Source organism: Sphingobium sp. 15-1, from assembly GCF_013375535.1.
In the GTDB taxonomy this organism is placed as follows: domain Bacteria; phylum Pseudomonadota; class Alphaproteobacteria; order Sphingomonadales; family Sphingomonadaceae; genus Sphingobium; species Sphingobium aromaticivastans.
Genome location: NZ_JABXJG010000002.1, coordinates 360,431 through 381,025, shown reverse-complemented (window position 1 = coordinate 381,025; position 20,595 = coordinate 360,431). Strand labels below are relative to the sequence as shown.

General features: G+C 63.2%; 17 protein-coding genes. 8 read left to right on the top strand and 9 right to left on the bottom strand.

Translation table 11 applies throughout. From position 1 onward, the window contains the following. The first annotated feature begins 44 nt into the window (after positions 1-44). The 4 genes from HUK72_RS17995 to HUK72_RS17980 all read left to right on the top strand — a co-directional run bounded on the left by HUK72_RS17995 (position 45) and on the right by HUK72_RS17980 (position 6,095). Positions 45-2,189, top strand: coding sequence for a hydantoinase/oxoprolinase family protein (locus HUK72_RS17995; RefSeq protein ID WP_176598168.1), 2,145 nt, complete (start codon positions 45-47; stop codon positions 2,187-2,189). Further along, positions 2,186-4,474 carry a hydantoinase B/oxoprolinase family protein gene (locus HUK72_RS17990; RefSeq protein ID WP_176598167.1) on the top strand — a complete coding sequence of 763 codons (2,289 nt, stop codon included), beginning with the start codon at positions 2,186-2,188 and terminating at the stop codon, positions 4,472-4,474. The genes HUK72_RS17995 and HUK72_RS17990 overlap by 4 nt, the downstream gene beginning before the upstream one ends. Positions 4,475-4,768: 294 nt before the next feature. Further along, positions 4,769-5,731 (top strand): VOC family protein, encoded by a 963-nt coding sequence (locus HUK72_RS17985; protein WP_176598166.1) that lies wholly within the window; start codon positions 4,769-4,771, stop codon positions 5,729-5,731. A gap of 67 nt (positions 5,732-5,798) precedes the next feature. Then, complete coding sequence (locus HUK72_RS17980; RefSeq protein ID WP_255325856.1) at positions 5,799-6,095, top strand: antibiotic biosynthesis monooxygenase; 297 nt, start codon at positions 5,799-5,801, stop codon at positions 6,093-6,095. A 234-nt stretch (positions 6,096-6,329) separates the two neighbouring features. On the opposite strand, the gene HUK72_RS17975 is transcribed toward HUK72_RS17980, so the two are convergent. From HUK72_RS17975 to HUK72_RS17935, 9 genes are all read right to left on the bottom strand, one after another. Beyond that, positions 6,330-7,340 (bottom strand): amidohydrolase, encoded by a 1,011-nt coding sequence (locus HUK72_RS17975; protein WP_176598164.1) that lies wholly within the window; start codon positions 7,338-7,340, stop codon positions 6,330-6,332. Next, positions 7,315-8,565, bottom strand: a complete 1,251-nt coding sequence (locus tag HUK72_RS17970) for an MFS transporter (RefSeq protein WP_176598163.1) — start codon at positions 8,563-8,565, stop codon at positions 7,315-7,317. Before HUK72_RS17970 ends, HUK72_RS17975 begins: the two co-directional genes overlap by 26 nt. Continuing rightward, positions 8,562-9,734, bottom strand: coding sequence for an alpha-hydroxy acid oxidase (locus HUK72_RS17965; protein WP_304413931.1), 1,173 nt, complete (start codon positions 9,732-9,734; stop codon positions 8,562-8,564). Before HUK72_RS17965 ends, HUK72_RS17970 begins: the two co-directional genes overlap by 4 nt. Before the next feature lie 12 nt (positions 9,735-9,746). Then, entirely contained in the window at positions 9,747-10,910 is a 1,164-nt protein-coding gene (locus HUK72_RS17960) for a thiolase domain-containing protein (protein ID WP_176598162.1), read from the bottom strand. Positions 10,911-10,974: 64 nt separating this feature from the next. Beyond that, entirely contained in the window at positions 10,975-11,619 is a 645-nt protein-coding gene (locus HUK72_RS17955; RefSeq protein ID WP_176598161.1) for a 3-oxoacid CoA-transferase subunit B, read from the bottom strand. A gap of 10 nt (positions 11,620-11,629) precedes the next feature. Next, on the bottom strand, positions 11,630-12,334 hold the full coding sequence (locus HUK72_RS17950; RefSeq protein ID WP_176598160.1) for a CoA transferase subunit A: 705 nt from the start codon (positions 12,332-12,334) through the stop codon (positions 11,630-11,632). Positions 12,335-12,547: 213 nt separating this feature from the next. Beyond that, complete coding sequence (locus tag HUK72_RS17945; RefSeq protein ID WP_176598159.1) at positions 12,548-13,600, bottom strand: aldo/keto reductase; 1,053 nt, start codon at positions 13,598-13,600, stop codon at positions 12,548-12,550. Beyond that, positions 13,597-14,652 (bottom strand): amidohydrolase, encoded by a 1,056-nt coding sequence (locus HUK72_RS17940; RefSeq protein WP_218036168.1) that lies wholly within the window; start codon positions 14,650-14,652, stop codon positions 13,597-13,599. The genes HUK72_RS17945 and HUK72_RS17940 overlap by 4 nt, the downstream gene beginning before the upstream one ends. After that, on the bottom strand, positions 14,652-14,951 hold the full coding sequence (locus HUK72_RS17935) for a putative quinol monooxygenase (RefSeq protein WP_176598158.1): 300 nt from the start codon (positions 14,949-14,951) through the stop codon (positions 14,652-14,654). The genes HUK72_RS17940 and HUK72_RS17935 overlap by 1 nt, the downstream gene beginning before the upstream one ends. Before the next feature lie 318 nt (positions 14,952-15,269). On the opposite strand from HUK72_RS17935, the gene HUK72_RS17930 reads away from it, so the two are divergent. From HUK72_RS17930 to HUK72_RS17915, 4 genes are all read left to right on the top strand, one after another. Beyond that, positions 15,270-15,869 (top strand): VOC family protein, encoded by a 600-nt coding sequence (locus HUK72_RS17930; RefSeq protein ID WP_176598157.1) that lies wholly within the window; start codon positions 15,270-15,272, stop codon positions 15,867-15,869. Positions 15,870-15,958: 89 nt separating this feature from the next. Continuing rightward, positions 15,959-16,921, top strand: a complete 963-nt coding sequence (locus tag HUK72_RS17925) for a fumarylacetoacetate hydrolase family protein (protein ID WP_176598156.1) — start codon at positions 15,959-15,961, stop codon at positions 16,919-16,921. A gap of 56 nt (positions 16,922-16,977) precedes the next feature. After that, on the top strand, positions 16,978-19,236 hold the full coding sequence (locus tag HUK72_RS17920) for a TonB-dependent receptor (RefSeq protein WP_176598155.1): 2,259 nt from the start codon (positions 16,978-16,980) through the stop codon (positions 19,234-19,236). Positions 19,237-19,352: 116 nt separating this feature from the next. Continuing rightward, positions 19,353-20,549 carry a cytochrome P450 gene (locus HUK72_RS17915; protein WP_176598154.1) on the top strand — a complete coding sequence of 399 codons (1,197 nt, stop codon included), beginning with the start codon at positions 19,353-19,355 and terminating at the stop codon, positions 20,547-20,549. The last annotated feature ends 46 nt before the right edge of the window (positions 20,550-20,595 follow it).

Sequence of the window (20,595 nt, the reverse complement as noted above, 5' to 3'; positions counted from 1 at the left end):
GAACGGGCAACCGGATCGGACCGTTCGCAACCTAGGAGCAGGAAATGGGATATGTTATTGGGATCGACGTCGGCGGTACGTTCACCGACGCCGTCGCCTTGCGACCCGATGGAACGATGGTGTCCGCCAAGACGCCCTCGACGCCGCCGGATTATAGCGAGGGGGTGCTGAGCGCGATCGATCTGCTTGCGGCGGAGCTGGACATGCCGGTGCCCGACCTGCTGGCGCAGACCGATCACATCGCGCACGGCACCACCTCTTCGTTGAATGCACTGGTCATGGGCAAGGTGCCCAGCATCGGCTTCATCACCACCAAGGGGCATCGCGACTCCATTTTCATCATGAATGTGGAGGGCCGCTATCTCGGCCGGCCGCAGCATGAGTTGCAGGACATTATGGGCCAGTCGAAGCCGCGTGGGCTGGTGGAGCGCAAGCTGGCGCGCGAAGTGACGGAGCGCGTCGACCGGGCGGGCACCGCCATCGTGCCGCTTGACGAGGAAGAGGCACGGACCGTCATCAGCGAGATATTGGCGGAGGGCGTCGGGGCGATCGCGATCTCCCTGCTCTGGTCGTTCCGCAATCCCGCGCATGAACGGCGCCTGCGCGAACTGGTGCATGAGCAGGACCCGTCCGTGTTCGTCGCCCTTTCATCGGAGGTCAGTCCGCGCATCCGCGAATTCGCGCGCCATTCGACCACGGTGATGAGCACGCAGATCGGGCCGGGCCTGAAGCTCTATCTGGACGATCTGGAAGGCAGGCTGCGCGACAAGGGGCTGCGCGGCGCGCTGCTGGTGATGCAGAGCGCGGGCGGCGCCATCGCCGCGTCGGAGGCGGCGGCGTCCGCCATCACCACCATCGGCGGCGTGCTGACCGGCGGCGTCGTGGGCTGCGCGCAACTGGCGAAGAAGCTGGGCCATGGCAATGTCATCGCCACCGACGTCGGCGGCACCACCTTCCTGGCGGGCATCATCGCGGACGGGGAGCCGGTGCGGGCGGCGCAGACCATCGTCAACCAATATCCCATCAACGTCCCGACCCTGCGCGTCGACGCCATCGGATCGGGCGGCGGCGCCATCGCCTGGCTGGACAGGGGCGGCAATCTGCGCGTCGGCCCGCTGTCCGCGCAGGCGGTGCCCGGACCCGCCTGCTACGGCGCGGGCGGCACGGAACCGACCAACACGGACGCGAACCTCATCCTCGGCATATTGCCCGAGACCGGGCTGCTGGGCGGGTTGCGGCCCATCCGCAAGGATCTGGCCGCCGAAGCCATACGCCGCCGGATAGCCGAACCGCTGGGCATGAGCGTGGAGGAAGCGGCGGCCGCCATCCATGCCGTGCAGAATGCGCAGACCGGCGACCTGCTGCGCAAGATCGTCGTGGAGAGCGGCTATGATCCCCGCAACTTCACCGTCTATGCCTTTGGCGGCGCGGGACCGGCCCATTGCGCCGCCTATTCCGCCCATATCGGCGTTTCGAACGTCGTCGTGCCGCTCGGCCCGGTCGCCTCGGCCTTTTCCGCCTTCGGGCTGGCGTCGTCCGACATCGTGCTGATCCGCGAGCATTCCGACCCGATGACCGCGCCTTTCGATCCGCGGCGCGTCCAGGCGAATTTCGCGCTGCTGGAGGAGGAGGTGATGCAGGCCATGGGGCGGCAGGGCATAGAATTGAGCCGCGTCGTCCTTCACCGGGAGATCGACATCCGTTACGGCCTGCAACTGGAGGAGGTCACGACGCCGCTGGCATCCGGATCGGTCACGACCGAAGCGCTGGAGACCAGCGTCGAGGATTTCGAGCGGCGCTATGCGCGCCTGTTCGGGGAAGGATCGGGCTTTGCGGGCGCTGGCATCCACGCCATCACCTTCCGCATCAGGGGGCGCGGCGTGCTGGAGACCAATCCGGTCTTCGAACCGCTTCCGCGCGCCGCGTCGTCCGATCCGTCGCCCGCGATCCTGGAGCGGCGTCCGGTCTGCCTCAGCAGCAGCAAGGGCTTCGTCGATACGCCGATCTACGATTATCACGCGCTGCTCGCCGGGCATCGGATCAGCGGCCCGGCCGTCATCCAGGTGCCGACCACCTCCGTCGTCGTGCCCGACGGCATGGTTGGCGACATTGACGAGATCGGCGTGCTCAACATCCAGACCAGCAGCAACGTCACCCAGTTCCAGCCCAAGAGGAGCATCGCAGGATGATTCCCGGTTCCGAAGCCTTCGCCACCCGTCCGGTCGACCCGGAAACCCTGATCCGCTCCCTGCCGAGCAAGCTCAAGGTCCACACCGTCAGTCAGGAGGTGATCGATAATCTCGATCCCCTGACCTATGAGGTCGTGCGCCACCGGCTCTGGTCGGTCACGGACGAAATGGGAGAGACGCTGAAACGCATGTCGGGCTCGCCCATCGTGACCGACGCCAATGATTTCGATTTCACCATCAATGACGAGGCCGGGCAGCTCGTCCAGGTCGGCCTCTACAACACCATGCTGGTCGGCGCGATCGACCTGGCGCTGACATGGACGCTCCAGAACCGGGCGGTCAATCCGGGGATAGAGGAAGGCGACATGTTCCTTTCCAACGATCCCTGGGTCGGCGGCGGGCTGCACCAGAACGACACGGTCGTCTTCCAGCCGATCTTCCATGACGGCCAGCTTTTCGGCTGGACCAGCGCGGTCTGCCATGAGCCGGACCTGGGCGGCGCGGCGATCGGCTCCTCCCCGATCGGGGACGTGGACGTCTTCTCCGAAGCGCTGCCGACGCCGCCGATCAAGGTCATGCGCGGCGGCGAACTGCAGCATGACATCGTCGACGCCTGGGTGCGCCGTTCCCGCGTGCCGATGGTGGTGGGCCTCGACCTGCGCGCCAAGGTCGGCGCCAACACGATCGGGCGGCAGCGGCTGAAGGCGGTGATCGAGGAATATGGCCCCGATGTCGTCAAGGCCGTCATGAAGAAGATGATGAACGACGCCGAGCATCGCCTGCGCCACAAGCTGCTGTCGCTGCCGGACGGCACATGGACCGCGACCGGCTATCAGGACCAGGCCTTTGCGGGCGACCGCGCGACGCACAAGGTCGTGCTTTCCATGACGAAGACCGGCGACGGGCTGCTGTTCGACTTCACCGGCACCGATCCGCAGGCAGGCGTGATCAGTTGCACCTTGGGCGGCTGCCGCGGCGGGATCATGCTTGCCTTCCTGCCGATATTGTGCGGGGACATTCCCTGGTCCGCGAGCGGCCTGATGCGCTGCTTCGACATCGTCGCGCCGGAGGGTACGCTGGTCAACGCCAAATTCCCGGCCGCGATCAACCGGGCTCCGCTGGGCACGGGCTGGATGATCGGCAATCTGGTGGCGCAATGCCTGTCGCAGATGCTGGATCGCCAGATCGAGTTTCGCGACAATGTGCAGGCAAGCTGTTGCGGCACGTTCGACTTCGCATGCGTCGCGGGGGTGGATGAGCGGCCGGAACAGCCTGTGCCGTTCCTCAACGTCGTGATGGAAACGGTGGCGGGCGGCTATGGCGCGCGCCCGACCCATGACGGCATCAATACCGGCGGCAGCTTCTGCATACCCATGGGCCGCGTGCCCGATGCGGAGGTGACAGAGCTGCTCTATCCGCTGTTGGTCCTCTGGCGGCGGGAGGAGCGCGATTCCGGCGGTGCGGGGCGGCATCGCGGCGGCACCAGTTGCGCCGTCGCCATGACTCCCCACGGCACGTCCCTGCCGGCGCATGTGGTCATGTCGACGTCGGGGAAGGCGGTGTCGCAAAATCCCGGTCTGGCGGGCGGCTATCCCGGCAGCCTGGGCCATGACGTGATCGTGCAGGGGGCAGGCGTCGACGCGATGCTGGCGCGCGGTGTCATCCCCGGCGATTTCACCGAATTGCCGGGCGAGGCGGAGGCGACCCAATGCTTCGCCACCAGCGTGCTGGCGCCGGGCGACGTACTCTACATGAACTGCCAGGGCGGTGGAGGCTATGGCGATCCGGTCCTGCGCGATGTCGGGCTGGTGGAGCAGGATTTGCAAGACGGCCTGATCAGTTCGAGGGCGGCGCGGGAGGTCTATGGCGTCGTCACGGACGATGGCGGTTCCGTCGACCGTGCCGCGAGCGCCGTTCTGCGCGCCGAGATGAAGACGGCCCGCCTGCGCGACATGAAGCTGGGCACGGTGCTAGACGGACGCGCCGAAGAAGAAGGGCGGCCCATCGACGACAATCTCACGCTCGTGGGCAGCGATGCGGCGGTTCACATCTGCTGCCGGCATTGCGGTCAGGCGCTGAGCGGGCCGGACCAGATCCTCCATCTGGGTATCGTGGAAGGGCCGTCGAGTCTGGCTGGTCCCATCGTCCGGTCGGACCCGAAGCATTTCGTGGATGAGGAGGTCGTGTTCCTCCAGCATGTGTGCCCCGGCTGCGGTACGGCGATCCAGTCATCGATCGTGCCGAAGGAAGGGAACCACATAATCGGCGGTTTCGCCGTCGCCTGAGCCGGAATGTCAGTGGGGGAGGCTGTCCGATCGCCTCCCCGAATTTCGACCCCGGCGCGTCATGGGGCGCAGCGATCGTCGGGTGTCGCGCTGGCGTCAGCGCTACTCCAGGACGCATGGCATAAGAGCAACGGCCAGTTTTGGGTATCGCCAACGACAAATCATCATCTGACCTTCATGCCCCGCCAATTATAGACAGCCCAAACCAGTTGGCGAAAATCAGCGTGACGGAGCGAGACGATGCGACCCCGGGGATGGGCGCGGCGCTGAGACGAACAGGATGAGGGCAGACATATGAATGAGCAGTCATCCATCACGGTGGAGCAGCGCCGGTCCAACGTCCTGGGTGTCCATTCCATGGACCATTTCGCCCTCACCGTTCCCGATCTTGCCGAGGCGGCGGCATTTTATGAGGCTTTCGGCCTGGATGTCCGTGCCGAGGGCGATGCGCTGGGCCTTTATACTTTCGGGAATCCGCATCGCTGGGGTTTGCTGCGCGAAGGCAGGCGGAAGAAGTTCGACCATCTGTCCTTCGGGATTTATGAGGATGATCTGGACGGATTCCGAAACCGGCTCAAGCAGTTGAACATCCCGCTCATCGCGCCGCCGCCCGGCGGCGAAAGCCATGGCGTCTGGTTTCATGATGAGGATGGCAATAGGGTGGAGGTCGCCGTCCGGCCAAGATCGGCCCCCACGGGAAAGTCGCTATTCGGCAAGGACGATATTTCGGGTCCGGCGGGCGTGGCTGTCTGTCCGTCGCGCAGGGATGTCGCGCGCGTGAAGCCGCGGCGGCTCAGCCATGTGGCGATCTACACGACCGATGTCGGGAACAAGATCGATTTCTATACCAGGGTGCTCGGCATGCGGCTTTCCGATCGATCGGGCGACTTTTGCGCTTTCCTGCATGGTCCGCACGGCAGCGAGCATCATATGTTCGCCTTTGTGAAGTCCGGCGGCTCCGGCTTTCACCATTGTAGCTGGGATGTGGGATCGATCAACGATGTCGGCCTGGGCGCGGAGCAGATGCAGGACAGCGGATATGACAAGGGCTGGGGTCTGGGTCGGCATGTGGTGGGGTCGAATTATTTCTACTACGCCACCGATCCTTGGGGCAGCCATAGCGAATATTCCGCCGACATGGACTATATCCCCGCGGATTGCGATTGGCAGGCGAAGGATTATGGCCGGGGCGACAGATTTACGCTTTGGGGCGGGGAACCGCCGCAAGATTTCGGGCGGAATTTCGAGCTGGAGTGACGGCCCGGCTTCCTCCATTATGATGCAGGAAAAGGGAGCGGCATAGTCGCCGGGAAAGGTTGAACGGATGATTACAGAGATTGTGGAATTCAAGGTCAAACCGGGAACCGCCGATGATTTCATGAAAGGAGTCAAGGCGTCGGAAGAGGTGTTCAAGACTGCTCCGGGATTCATCAGCCTTGAGCTTCATCATCAGATCGAAGATCCGCTGGTCTTCGTGCTGTTGATAAAATGGGAGACGCTGGCCCATCATATGGAGATTTTCCGGAATTCACCCGCATTTGCCGCATGGCGGAGCAATGTCGGTGAATATTTCGCGGAGTCGCCGCGGCTTCAGCACAGCGAGACGAAGCTGAGCTATTAGGATGTGTGGGGATTCAGTTCAGGGTGGAGCGAAAATGGTGGATTTCGAGAACCGGCGCGCAGCGTACTCAAAGTACGTGAGCACTGGAAGCGCAGAAAGCCGCCATTTGCAGCCCGCCGTGGACTGAATCCCCACATACCCTAGAGCATCGTGCGCAAAAAGGATGCCGTAGCAAACAAAGTCGCGATCAGCAGGAGCCTGGAGTGTATTCAACTCCAGGCTCTTTCCTTGCCCTTAAAGCGCCAGGCGATAAATGCGCGCCGCCGCGCCGAGGAAGAGCTGCCCCTGCTCCTCGGTGGAATAGCGGGCCGCTGCGCGCTTGAAGGCGTTCCACATCACGCCATAGCCGAAGGATTGGCGGTCGACCGGGAAATTGCTGCCAAACATGCAGCGCGCCGGGGAGAAAGCGTCCACCGCGGCATGGACGTAGGGGGCTATGGCGTCGGCAATGGTCGCGCTATCCGGGGCGCTGCCGCCATGGTGCCAGCCGAAGCCCATGACGTCCGCTCCCAATCCGCTGAGTTTGATGGAGATGTTGGGAAAGCGGGCCAGGGCTTCGATCTTGGTCCGCCAGTCCGCCAGCACCTCCTGCCGCTTGCCGCTGAACCGGCCTATGCCGATCGGCCCGGCGAGATGATCGAGGATGATCGATGTGTCCGGAAAGGCGCGGGCCAGATCGACGACATCGTCCAGCATGCCATGGGCGCACAGCAGGTCGCAGCTCAAACCCAAGGGCGCAAGCCGCCCGAAACCGGCGCGGAAGCGGCTATCCAGCAGTTTTCCGGGCGGAATGCCGAGCGCCTGATAGGCATCGGGATCATAGGCGACCAGCTCTCTTATGCCCCGGAACCGGCTTGGCGACGCCTCCAGATGCGCTTCCAGCACGTCTGCGACGGCGTCGCCCCGCATGAGGTCGGCTCGCCCGACAATGCCCGCGCATAGTTGGCCGACCGGGCCATCCGTCGCGGCGAATGCCTTGGCGACCGCCTCGACATAATCCGTTTCGCCCACGCAGCGCAGATGCTCCGGCCCGCTGTCGCGGAAGGCCCAGCCGCAATCGACATAGATGGTGGCGGCAAGGCTGTGGCCGCTGCCGCTGACGGTGGCGATGAAATCTTCGGGAAGGAACGAACCGAAGCGGGCCGCGCCGAAATGCCCTTCTCCCCAGAAATGATGGTGCGTGTCGACAAGTGGAACATGCGGGGAAAGGGGGTTTTCGCTACAGGCTGCGCCGGTCGTCGGCATCTGCTTTCTCCTTCATCGTGCCGGTCAGAACGCATAATCCGGCGATGGCGCCCAGGGCCGCGACGACGTTCCAGCCGAAGCTGCCATAGAGCGACACGCCCAGCATGGAGCCAGCCGCTCCGGACAGATAGACGATCGTCATATAGACCGCGTTGACGCGGCCCCTGATATGCGAGTTGACCTCCAGCACCACCATGCGGCTCAGCACCTGCGCCATTTGTATCGACGCGTCGATGACGACCGCCGCCGCGATCAACGCCAGCATTATCCGCATCTCCACCGCCTGGATCGACAAGGCGAACGCCGCGACGATGAGCAGGCTGGCGGTCGCGGTTCCCGCCCTTGTCGATCCATTGTCGGAAACGCGCCCGGCGAGCGGCGCGGCCAATACGCCCCCCGCGCCGACAAGGGCGAACAGTCCGATCCGCGTTTGGCTGAAAGCGAAAAGATCGGCAAGGACCATGGGGACCACCGCCCAGAACATCGTGAAAGAGGCAAATAGCAACGCCTGATATGCGGTCCTGCGCCGCACCTTCCTCTCATTGGCGAAAAGGCTGCGCAGGGAGAGGAAGGTTTGGTGATAAGGGATGCGCTCCGGCCTCCTGACGGGCATCGTCCGCCACAGGCCCAGGCCGACACCCAGCATCGCCAGCGCCGAGAAGCAATATACCGCGCGCCAGCCGAACGCGGCAGCCACGAAGAGGGCGAACGGCCGGGCGAGCATGACGGCCAGCAGGACGCCCGCCATGATCGCGCCGACGACGCGCCCCCGGCGGGCTTCGGGGATCAGGTGCGAAAGATAGGGCACCAATATCTGCGCCCCGCTGGAAAAGATCCCGACGACCAGCGCGAAGAACAGGAAGGCAGCCGCCGAGCGGGCGGTCGCGATGCCGACGATGCCGATGAGGGTGAAGAGCCAGCATGTGAGGACAAGGCGCTTGTTCTCCACCGCGTCGGCCATCGGCGCCAGCATCAACAGCCCCAATCCATAGCCGATCTGGCTGGCGCTGACGACGCTGCCCGCCCATCCGGGCGCGAGTTTCAGGTCGCTGGCGATCGTCGTGAGCAGCGGCTGCGCATAATAGAGATTGGATGCGAACAGTGCGATGCTGACGCCCACCATGACGAACAGGAAAGGGCTGGGCGTCGCCGCAGCGGCATCGCCCGGACGTCCGGCGCCATGGATCGAACCCCTTGAAATGCCTTTCGGACGAGTCCCGGTCACCGCCTTGCAAACTCGGGCTGAAGCCGGGAAGCGGCAAGGATGCGCGCGTCGACGTCCTTGATGTCGCGCAGCCCGCAGAGCGCCATGGTCGTGTCCAGTTCCTTGCGGAGAATGTCGAGCGCGAGCGTCACTCCCTTTTCGCCCAGCGCGCCCAGCCCATAGGCGATGGAGCGGCCGAGCAGGACACCCCTGGCGCCAAGGGCAATGGCCTTGATGATGTCCTGTCCGGACCGGATGCCGCCGTCCATCAGCACCTCGATCCTGTCCCCCACGGCGTCCACGATGGCGGGCAGGGCGGAAATCGACGAAGGCGCGCCATCCAATTGCCTGCCGCCATGGTTGGAGACGACGATCGCCTCCGCTCCGGTCCTTGCGGCATTGTCCGCATCTTCCGGGTCGAGGATGCCCTTCAATATCAGCTTGCCCTGCCACCTGTCCTGGAACCGCTTCACATCGTCCCAGCTCAGGCGGGGATCAAATTGCGATGCGGTCCAGGAGGACAGGGAACCCATATTCGCGACACCCTCGACATGGCCTGCAATATTCCCGAACGATCGGCGCGGCGTGCGCGCCATGTTCCAGCACCAGCGCGGCTTGCCCGCAAGATTGAGCAGGTTGGCCAATGTCGGCCTGGGCGGCGTGCTGAGGCCGTTGCGAATATCCTTGTGGCGCTGCCCCAGAATCTGCAAGTCCAGGGTCAGCACCAGCGCCGAGCAGCCTGCCGCCTTCGCCCGGTCGATCAACCGGTCGCTGAACGCCCGGTCGCGCATCACATAGATCTGGAACCAGAAGGGCCGCTCGCTCCGCCGGGCGACATCCTCTATCGAACAGTTGCTCATGGTGGAGAGGGTGAAGGGCACGCCCGCCTTCGCCGCCGCCCGCGCCGCGAGTATCTCGCCGTCGGGATGTTGCATGCCCAGCATGCCCACCGGCGCGACCGCCACCGGCATGGCGGCGTCATGCCCGGCAAGCGTGGTCGCGAGCGAGCGATCGGTCATGTCGACCGCGACGCGCTGCCGCAGCTTGACCGCCTCGAAATCGCGGCTGTTCGCCCGGTAGGTGCTTTCGGTCCAGGAACCGGAATCGGCATAGTCATAGAACATGCGCGGCACGCGCCGTTTCGCGAGAAGCCGCAGGTCTTCGATGCAGGTTATCGCTTTCGTCATCATGCCCGGACGGCGTCAGTTCTTGACCGCTTCCACGATGGAGACATAGCTGGCGACCGCGTCTCCCCCCATATTGGCGGTCAACGCCAGCGATGCGCCGGGCAGTTGCATGTCGCCCGCTTCGCCCAGCACCTGCCGCGCCGCCGTGACGAGCATCGACACGCCGGTCGCGCCCACCGGATGCCCCTTCGCCTTCAGCCCGCCGGAAAGATTGACCGGCAGCTTGCCGTCCCGCCGCGTCTGCCCTTCGATCACCGCTTCGCGCGCCTTGCCGGGCTGGGTGAGGCCAAGCGCCTCGACCATCATCAACTCGGCAATGGTGAAGCAGTCATGCACTTCGGCAAGGCTGATGTCGTCCACCGTGACCCCCGCCTGCCGATAGGCCTGCGCGATCGCCCGGCTGGGCCCGGCGAAGGCGATGGGGTTCTTCGCCGCCATCGGCAGATAGTCGTTGACCTGTTGCCAGGCGCGGAAGCGGGCGGCCTTCGGAAAATCGGACAGCATGTCGTCGGACACGATGATCAGCGCCGCCGCGCCGTCCGAGATCAGCGAACAGTCCGTGACCTTGAGCGGCGGCGCGATTATCGGATTCTTCTCTGACGGAGCGAGGCAATAGTCCAGCGCCAGCGGACGGTGCATCTGGGCAAGGGGGTTGCGCAGCGCGTTTTCATGGTTCTTCACCGCGATATGCGCCATCGCCTCGACAGGGTCGCCATGATGTTGGGCATAGGCATGCGCATAGCGGGCGAACACTTCCGGAAAGCTGACATGCGCCTCGTCCTTCTGATAGCTGGCGCCAGCCAGCGCGCGCGTGACCCCGGCGGTGCTCTGATGGGTCATCTTCTCCGCGCCGACGACCAGCGCCACCCGCACGCGGCCGCTGCGGATCGCGTCGATGGCGGCATAGACGGCGGCCGAACCCGTCGCGCAGGCATTTTCGCAGCGATTGGCGGGCTTGAACCGCAGGCCGGGGTCCGCGCTCAGCACCATGGACGAGCAGAATGTGTCGGGCACAAGACCGGAGTTGAAATGCCCCAGCCATACGGCGTCGACATGCTTGCCTTCAATTCCCGCCGATTCCATCGCCTCTCTGGCGACCGAATGGATGAGATCCTCCAGGCCGAGCGCGTCGAAGCGGCCGAATTTCGAATGTCCCCATCCAACGATTACAGCTTCCATCGTTCCTCATCCTTGTCTTTTCAGTTCCGCGACATGGCGGATCGGCGCCGGTCCGGCGTGGCGTTCAGTTCAGGGCCTCGACATAAGCCGCGCCGGTCTTCTGCCTGACCTCTCCGGCGGAAACGCCGGGCGCCAGTTCGATCAACTTCAGCGACGGCGTCTGCGCGGGATCGACCTCGAACACGGCGAGATCGGTGATGACCAGGTCCACCACCTGCCTGCCCGTCAGCGGCAATGTGCATTCGCTGACGATCCGGGACTGGCCCTTCGCCTCATGCTCCATCACGACGACGATGCGCGGCACGCCGGCAACCAGGTCCATCGCGCCGCCCATGCCCTTCACCATCTTGCCGGGGATCGTCCAGTTGGCGAGGTCGCCCTTCTCCGACACTTGCAGGCCGCCCAGGATCGAGATGTCGATATGGCCGCCGCGCATCATGCCAAAGCTCATCGCGCTGTCGAAAAAGGACGTGGTCGGAATCTTCGTGACCGTCTCCTTGCCCGCATTGATAAGGTCGGCATCCTCCTCGCCCGCATAGGGAAAGGGCCCCATGCCGAGCATGCCGTTTTCCGAATGAAGCTGGATCGACACGCCTTCCGGGATCATGTTGGCGACCAGCGTGGGAATGCCGATGCCCAGATTGACGTAAAATCCGTCTTTCAGTTCCTGGGCGGCTCGGGCTGCTATTTGTTCGCGATTCCAGGGCATGTTCTTCCTCTCAGGCGCGTTGGCGGACGGTGCGCTTTTCGATGTGCTTGAAGGGATCGGGCACTTGCACCATGCGCTTGACGAAGATTCCGGGGGTGACGATGTGATCGGGGTCGATCTCTCCCGGCTCCACGAGATGTTCGACTTCCGCGACCGTCACCTTCGCCGCCGTGGCCATCACGGGATTGAAGTTCCGCGCGGTCATCCGGTAGACCAGATTGCCCTCGCTATCGCCCTTCCAGGCATGGATCACGGCCAGATCACCGAATATCCCGCGCTCCAGCAGATATTCGCGCCCTTCGAAGATGCGCGTTTCCTTGCCTTCGGCCACCTGCGTGCCGACGCCGGTCGGCGTGTAGAAGGCGGGAATGCCCGAACCGCCTGCCCGGATGCGCTCGACCAGCGAACCCTGCGGGCAATATTCCAGCTCGACTTCCCCCGCGAGATATTGTTTCGCAAAGGTCGCATTCTCCCCGGCATAGGAGGCGATGAGCTTCCTGACCTGGCGGGAATTCACCAGCCGGCCGACGCCCATGCCGTCCAGCCCCGGATTGTTCGTGACGATCGTCAGATCCCTGACGCCGGAATCCTCGATGGCGGCGAGCAGCGAGTCCGGAATGCCGCATATGCCGAATCCGCCGGATATGATCGTCATGCCGTCCCGCAGCAGGCCGGTCAGCGCCGAGGCTGAATCCCTGTAGACCTTGTTCGTCATTCTTCCTCTTCGTTCCTCGTCCCGGCCGGATTATGGCTATGGCCCCCTTCATGCAGGCGAATGGGCATGGCGGGGCGGCAATCGGTCGGCCCAGCGACTAAGGCAGGAAAAGCGCGCTCGTCAGATGAAAATTCCGGTCTCGCGATACCTGAAACTGGTGCACGCCCTGCATTCGATAGGTGGAATCGGCCCTGTGGAAAGGGCCGGCTCCAGTCATTGCCGCTTGCGCTCGAACGGCTTGGGAACCCGGCTATCGCCCAAAAAGCTAAGCATCCAGCCCGGATATTCCGGCTTCAGGGCGCTGACATCGTCCAGCCGTTTCATCTCCTCCGGCGACAGGGTCAACTCGGCCGCGGCGAGATTGTCGTCAAGCTGCCCGCTATTCTTCGCGCCGATGATGACCGACATCACATGAGGCTTCGCCAGCGTCCAGGCCAGCGCCACCCGCGCCACCGATACGCTATGCGCATCCCCGATCTCGCGCATGACCGCGACGATGGGCCATGCGCGCTCCGTATCGACCGGCGGGAAGTCGAACGTAGCGCGCCGCGAGTCCTCCGGCGCCGGGGCGCCCGGCCCGAACTTGCCCGACAGCAGCCCGCCCGCCAGCGGCGACCAGACCATCAGGCCCAGTCCCTCGGCCTTGATCAACGGCACGATTTCCCTTTCCACGTCGCGCCCGGCTATCGAATAATAGGCCTGTATCGTTTCCAGCCGGCCGTAATTTCTGGCCTCGCTGATGCCGATCGCCCGGGCGATCCGCCAGCCATGCCAGTTCGACGCTCCGAAATAGCGGATCAGCCCCTGGCTGCGCAGATCGTCCAGCGCCCGCAGGGTCTCGTCCAGCGGAGTGACGGTATCGGTCTGGTGAATCTGATAAAGATCGATATGGTCGGTCTGGAGCCGCTCCAGGCTGAACTGGACCGCGTCCATGATGTGCCCTCGCGATGCGCCCCGGTCGTTCGGACCGTTCCCCACGATCCCGGACGTCTTGGTGGAGATGATCACATCCTTTCGCGCAACGCCCAGATTCTTGAGCGCCTGGCCCAGCATGCGTTCGGACTGGCCCTGAAAATAGGTGTCCGCCGTGTCGATGAAGTTCACCCCGGCGTCCAGCGCGCGTTCGACCACGGCGTCGACCTGTTCCTGCGTCATATGGCCCATGCCGCGAAATGCCTGCGCATTCGGATCGCCGCCAAAGGTCATGGCGCCAAGGCAAATTTCGGACACGAACAGGCCTGTCGATCCCATCTGCTTATATTTCATGGCCGGGAAAGCTCCTCGATTTCAAGATGATAGATGCGTTGTGCGGTCCCGGCGAAAATCTGGCGCCGCTCGTCTGCGGAGCAGCCCGCCGTGATGCGCTTATAGGCGTTGCAGAGCGTGCCGAAGCTGCCGACGTCGTCGGTGGGCCGGTTGCTTTCGAACATGCAGCGGCTCGCCCCGAACAGGTCGATGACGGTTTCCACATAGGGCCGCCATTGCGCGGCCAGTTGCTCCGAGGTTGCGGGCGGCTGCGCCCTGAACAGGCTCGATCCCAGCAGATAGGACCCCAGCCCACCCAGCTTGACCGAAACATTCTCGCAGGCCGCGATCTTTGCCATGTCGCGCCGCCATTGTGGAAATTCTTCCTCCATGCGCCCGTCATGCGCCCCTATGCCGATCGGCTGCCCGACATGGTTGAGGACGATCGGCGTATCGGGAAAGCGCGAGGCGAGGAAAAGGACGTCGGACAGCTTGGGAGCAAGGACGAAGGCATCGAAAGCATATCCCGACCGCGCAATATGGACAAAGCCGCGAAGAAATTCCTCCTGGCGATAGAGGCTTTCCCCGCAATCGAAGATGCCGCCGAGGATCGACGGATCGGCGTCCCACAGGGCGGACTGGCGAAAGCCTTTCAGCCGCTGCGGGGCCGCCGCGATCTGATGCTCCACTATCCGGGGCACCCAATCGCCCCTTCGGCAATCGATGGCGGCGATGATCCCGGCCCCGACCAGGCACGGTCCGTAAAGCCCGCTGGCCGCCATGGCCGCCTGACCGTTGAGAAATTCCGTCTCGCCTACGCAGCGCAGTTCCTCCGGCCCGGTCGCGCGATACATGGACAGGCCTTCGGTTGCGACGGAAGCGATGACATTGTGGCCGCTGCTCAGATAATCGAGATAATCGTCGATAAGGAAACGTCGCAGCCCCAGAACCGGCGCGATGGCGTCGCTGACCCGGTCGACCAGATGATGGGCGCTGTCGATCACAGGCAGGTCGGGGTAGAGCGGCTGTTCGTCATGTCCCTGCATGGGCTTGCCGATCGTGACAGGCGGCATCAGAAGTAGGTCTCGACCGGCTCGTCATATTCGAGCATCGGGGTTTCGACGAAGAAATGCGCCACCTGCGCCCGCCATTGCTGAAAGCCGGGCGATTCCCAGAATTGGGGCGCATGATGAGCCTTGCTCTCCCATTTGATCAGCAGCCGGTATCGGCCCGGCTGATCGACAATGCGGTCGAGCGCCATGCCGAGACAGCCCTTGGCCGCGCGGAAAATCTCCACGCATTCGCCAACCGCGCGCTCGAAAGCGGCGGCGTTGGCGGGCGCGATGGTGATGACGGCATTTTCTATGACCATGTTCCTATAACCTTTTCCCAGGCATCCTGCTTTGCAGGACTGCAACGGGCCGTTCATTAGGACAGGCAGGCGACGGTCGGGCGATCAGAAAAGCGGTCGTCCGATACCCGGCATATGGGCGCAGGGCCTTAGCAAGCCGCGGCGGCGATACGTCCGCGACCTGGCGCGAGTCTGTTTCGGGCCGAAAATCGCGGATTGGCAGGGTAATGCCGCCATTTTGGGTATCGGGGTTCGGCACTTCTCATCTGACGGCCTGACGCCCTGTGCATAGAAAAGGAGGAGAAAAGCGGCATGTGACGAGCAGCCGGGAGGAGAGGTATGACACAGGAAGCCAGCACGACGGTAAAATCCCCCCCGATGCTGAAATTCTCTCACATCGGGCTGGTCGCGATGGATGTGGACGTGATGGCGCGCTTCTATGTCGACGTTCTTGGCTTCGCGATTACCGACCGGGGCGATTTCGGGGATCTCAAGGTCGTTTTCATGTCGCGCGATCCGGAGGATCATCATCAGATCGTGCTGACCAACGGCCGCCCGCCCCATTTGCCCAAAAATACGATCAACCCCGAATTCGGGCCGGTCATCCAGCAAATCTCCTTCAAGATGCCGTCGCTTGCCGACTTGCGGGACATGAAAGTCCGGCTGGAGGAGGGCGGCGCGACGGGGATCACCTCTGCGGCGCACGGCAATGCGTGGAGCGTCTACGCGCATGATCCGGAGGGCAATTATATCGAGTTCTTCGTCGATACCGACTGGTATGCCAACCAGCCCTTTTACGTGCCGCTCGATCTGAACAAGAGCGACGAGGAGATCGTCCGGGAAACCGAGGACATGTGCCGGGCCAGCCCCGGCTTCAAGTCGATCGGGCAGTGGCGCAGCGACATCGCGAAGGTCATGCCGCCCCCGTTCCGCCCATAGCCGCAGCGCGCCGCACCGGCGCACAGACGGACAAGATGTCATTCGATCCCGCCGGGGCGGGTTCGGAAACCCTATGCCATGGAGTTGTCATGAAGCTGGTAACGTTCGCCAATCTGGATGGGCAGCGGCTCGGCGCGCTGGTGGAGGACCAGGTGCTCGATCTGGCCGCCGCGAACCCGGTTCCGGCCTTCGCGTCGATGCAGGCCCTGATCGACGCAGGTCCGGAGGCGTGGGACGCCGCGCGCGCGACAATCGGTAAGGCGGATGCCGGCGCCATGCGCGCCTTGGCGGACGTGTCGATCCTGGCGCCGCTGCCACGGCCCGTCCGCCTGCGCGATTGCAGCCTCATGCTCGAACATATGGAAATCGTGCTGGAACAGATGGCGCGGCGGGCAGCCGCCGAGGAGAGCGACCCCGAAGCCGCCTATGACCGGCTGATCGCGTCCGGCAAATATCATCTCAATCCGACTTTCAAGAAGCAATGCGTCTATTATAACGCCGATCACACTTCGGTGAGCGGGACGGGCGTGGACATCGTCTGGCCAAGCTATTCGGATTATATCGACTTCGAACTGGAATGGGCCTGCATCATCGGCCGCCCGGCCAGGGACATCCCGCGGGAGAGAGCGGAGGAGCATATCTTCGGCTACACCATCCTCAACGACTGGTCGGCGCGCGATGTCCAGATGCCGCTGATGTACACGATGAACGGGCCGGGCGAGGGCAAGGATTTTCCGGGAAGCTGGGGACTGGGGCCGTGCATCGCCACGCCCGACGAGATGGAAGACCCCTATGATCTGGTCATGACCGCCACGATCAACGGCGAGCGATGGACCCGGGGCAATACCGGCTCCATGTATCACAGGTTCGAGGACGCCATCGCGCAGTTCAGCCGCGAAAAGACGATCTGGCCGGGCGAGATAATCGGCTCGGGCACAGTGCTGGGCGGCTGCGGGTTCGAACTGGGGCGATCCTTGTCCGCTGGCGACACCGTCGAGCTGGAGGTCGAGAATATCGGCATTCTCAGAAACCGGGTGGTCCGCGCCCAATAGGTCCAATCCATAATCGAACGATAATGAAAACGAACCCTAGAAAGGGGAGAGGGAAGATGATGAAAGGGATTTTGCTTTCGACCGTCGCGCTGGCATCGGTGGCCATGCACGGCACGGCCATCGCGCAGGAACGATCCGCCGCAGCGCAGACCACGGATGCCCAGGGCGGAATCGTCGACATCGTCGTCACGGCGGAGCGGCGATTGTCTTCGGTGCAGACGACGCCGATCGCGATTTCGGCCGTGGGCGGGGAAGCGCTGCGCGAGAAGAACATCACCAATATCGAAAGCCTCAGTTCCAATATTCCGAACCTGAACTTCAATCGCGTCAGCAGCGATGCGAAGATCTCCATTCGCGGCATCGGCTATAATGCCATTTCCCCCGGCGGCGAACCGCGCGTCGCGCTCTATCAGGACGGCGTCTATCTGGCGCGGAACCAAGCGGCATTGCTTGGCTTCTATGACATCGACCGCGTGGAGGTGCTGCGCGGACCGCAAGGAACGCTTTACGGACGCAACGCCATCGCCGGGACGATCAATGTGCTCAGCCGTGATCCGGGCGACAGCCTGAACGGCTATTTCACCGGCAGCGTCGGCAATTATGGCCTGATCGGCACGGAAGGCGCGGTGGGCGGCCCGCTGTCCCCGACGATCCAGGCGCGGATTTCCTTCCGGACCGTCGACCGCAATGGCTATGGCAGGAACATCACGACCGGCGCCGACGTGAATGACGAGAATTCGCGCAGCGTCCGGGCAAAGCTGAAGTTCGACCCCAGTTCAGCGCTGACGGTCAGGCTGACCGGCGATTACAGCATTTCGCGTGAGAATGACGGCGGCTATCGCTATGCCGGGCGGGGCAATTCGGCCATTCCGACGTCCGTCGAACTGCTGGGCGCGGAGGTTCCGGACGATCCGCAGGATGCTGCCGGTTTCGGCCCGCGCCGGCGCATCGAGACCTACGGCTTTTCGGGTCAGGCGGACCTGGAGCTGTCGGACAGCACGACCGTGACCTTGCTGACGGCCTATCGTCACTTCACGGCTTCGCAGAAGACCAATATCGACGGGTCCGCCGCCGAACTGTCGCAAATGTATATCGACGAAGCATCGAACGTCTTCTCGACCGAGCTTCGCCTGGCCCAGAAGATTGGCGATTTCGCAGATCTTATCATCGGCGCTTATTATTTTCATGAAAAGAACAGCGCCACCAACCAGGTTCCGTTCAAGGGCAGCGTGTTCGGCGCCGCATTCCACGTCGACGGACTAGTCGATCCCGATGCGCTCTACGAATTTTACGGTTCCTACGGCCGGGTGAAGACCAATGCCAAGGCGGTGTTCGCGCAAGCCAATATCCGCCTGACCGAAAAGCTTGAACTGGACGTCGGCGCGCGCTACAGCGATGAAAAGAAGACGATTTTCGAGCAGCATCAGGTGGACGTGCTCAGCCCCTTCGTGCTCGACAATGCACTTCGTCCCGGATTCGACCCCGCCAACGGCCTGTTCGGAAACGGCGCGGGATCGCAGTCGGCAAGCTGGGACTCGTTCGATCCCAAGGTCACGCTCAGCTACAAGGCGACGCCCGGCATCTATCTCTATGCCACCTATTCGCGCGGCTTCAAGGCGGGGGGCTATAATGTCGGCGGTATACAGCCTGCATTCCGCCCGGAAAAGCTGACCAATTACGAAGCCGGGATCAAGGCTGATCTGTTCGACCGCAGGCTGCGCGTCAATCTGTCGGCGTTCAACTATGACTATAAGGATTTGCAGGAAAGCATCATCGACGGGATCAATATCGTCACCAAGAACGCCACCAAGGCGCGCGTCCGCGGTATCGAGACGGAAATCACGGCGAAGCCCTCCGACGCCCTGACCCTGCAACTCAATGCAGCCTATCTCGACGGCAAGTTCAAGGAATTCAGGGACATCGATCCGGCCTTTGCCGACCTGGGTTCGCAGAACCTCAAAGGCAATCAATTGCCCGACGCGCCGAAATATCAGGTCGGTGGCGAAATCGGATACAGGATCGCGACCGGTTTTGGGGACATTACGCCCCGCGTCAACGTGACCTGGTTCGACACGGTCTATTTCAATCACTTCAATACGATCGAAATGTCCCAGCCGTCGCGGACGATGGTGAATTTCTACTTGGGCTGGACTTCGCGCGACGATCGATGGTCGGCCACGGCCTTCGTCAAGAATGTGACCGACGACACTTATTTCGCCGGAGCGAACACCAATTTGGGGTTGCTCGGCTTTTCCAGAACGGTGGCTTATGGCGCGCCCCGCACCTTCGGCCTGAGCGTGACCCGGACGTTCTGAATGTCTTTCCTTCCGCTTTGAAATGGAGCGGGGAAGGGCGGTAAAACCTTCATCGATGTCGATCAGGACGATCAGTCCTGATCGACATTGCCGTTTGTAAACAGGAGAATGACGTCATGGAAGCGCCGCAGCTTGCCGAAAACAAAACTCCATCTTCGGACATCGACTTCTGGTCGGACGAAGTCGTTTCGAACCCCTATCCTTACTACAAGCAATTGCGCGATCTCGGGCCTGCGGTCTGGCTCACCCGCCATGACTGTTGGGCGGTCGTCCGGCACAGGGAATTGCGGGAGGCGCTCCTCGATTCCGCAACATTCACGTCCACCGCCGGGATCGGCATGAACGCCGAAGCCAAGAGGAACAGCGAAGGCGTGATGATCTTCTCCGACGATCCCGATCATGCCCGACTGCGCCGCGTGTTCAACCGGCCGCTGCTGCCCGGCGCGCTGAACGCGCTGAAGGACCGTCTGGCCTCGCTCGCGGAGCAGCGGATCGATCAGCTCGTCGCCAGGGGGGAGTTCGATGCGATCCCCGACCTTGCGCAGTTCCTGCCGCTGACGGTGGTCACGGACCTTGTCGGCCTGACGGAAGAGGGCAAGACCAGCATGCTGCGGTGGGCGGGGGGCCTTTTCGACGCGCTCGGTCCGGAGGGGCACCCCCGGACGTTGTCGGGCATCGAGATAGCGGTGGAGGCCTTCACCTATCTGCACGGCCTGCCGCGCGAGGCGCTCGATCCGGAGGGGTGGGCTGCGGGATTGTTCCGCGCCGCCGATGCGGGCGATCTGTCGCATGACGAAGCGCGTAAGATGATGATGGACTATACCGGTCCGGCGCTCGACACGACGATCAACGGGCTGGGCAATGCGCTGTCGCTTTTTGCCCGGCATCCCGAGCAATGGGACCGGCTGCGCAGCGATCCGGAACGGATTAACCGGGCGATCGAGGAGGCTTTGCGGCTGGAATCTCCGGTGCGGGCATTCGGCCGCCAACTGACGCGGGACCATGACTTGGGTGGCGCCCATTTGCGTAAGGGCGATTGGGCGCTGATGGTCTATGCCAGCGGCAATCGGGATGAACGGCGGTACGAGGAGCCGGAGAAATTTGACATCGCCCGCGATGCGCGGGATCATGTCGCGTTCGGCTATGGCATGCATTTGTGCGCCGGCATGCATCTCGCCAAGCTGGAAATCCGGACCATGTTGGAGGTGCTGGTCCGGCGCGTGAAGCGTTTCCATCTGGTCGAGGAGGAGATGGTTATGCACAATCTGATCCGGGGGCGCGACAGGTTGATCCTGCTGGTCGATCCGGCCTGAGCCTGGCTGCGGCCCATCCAGTAAAGGTGCGTCCAATCCTCAAAAG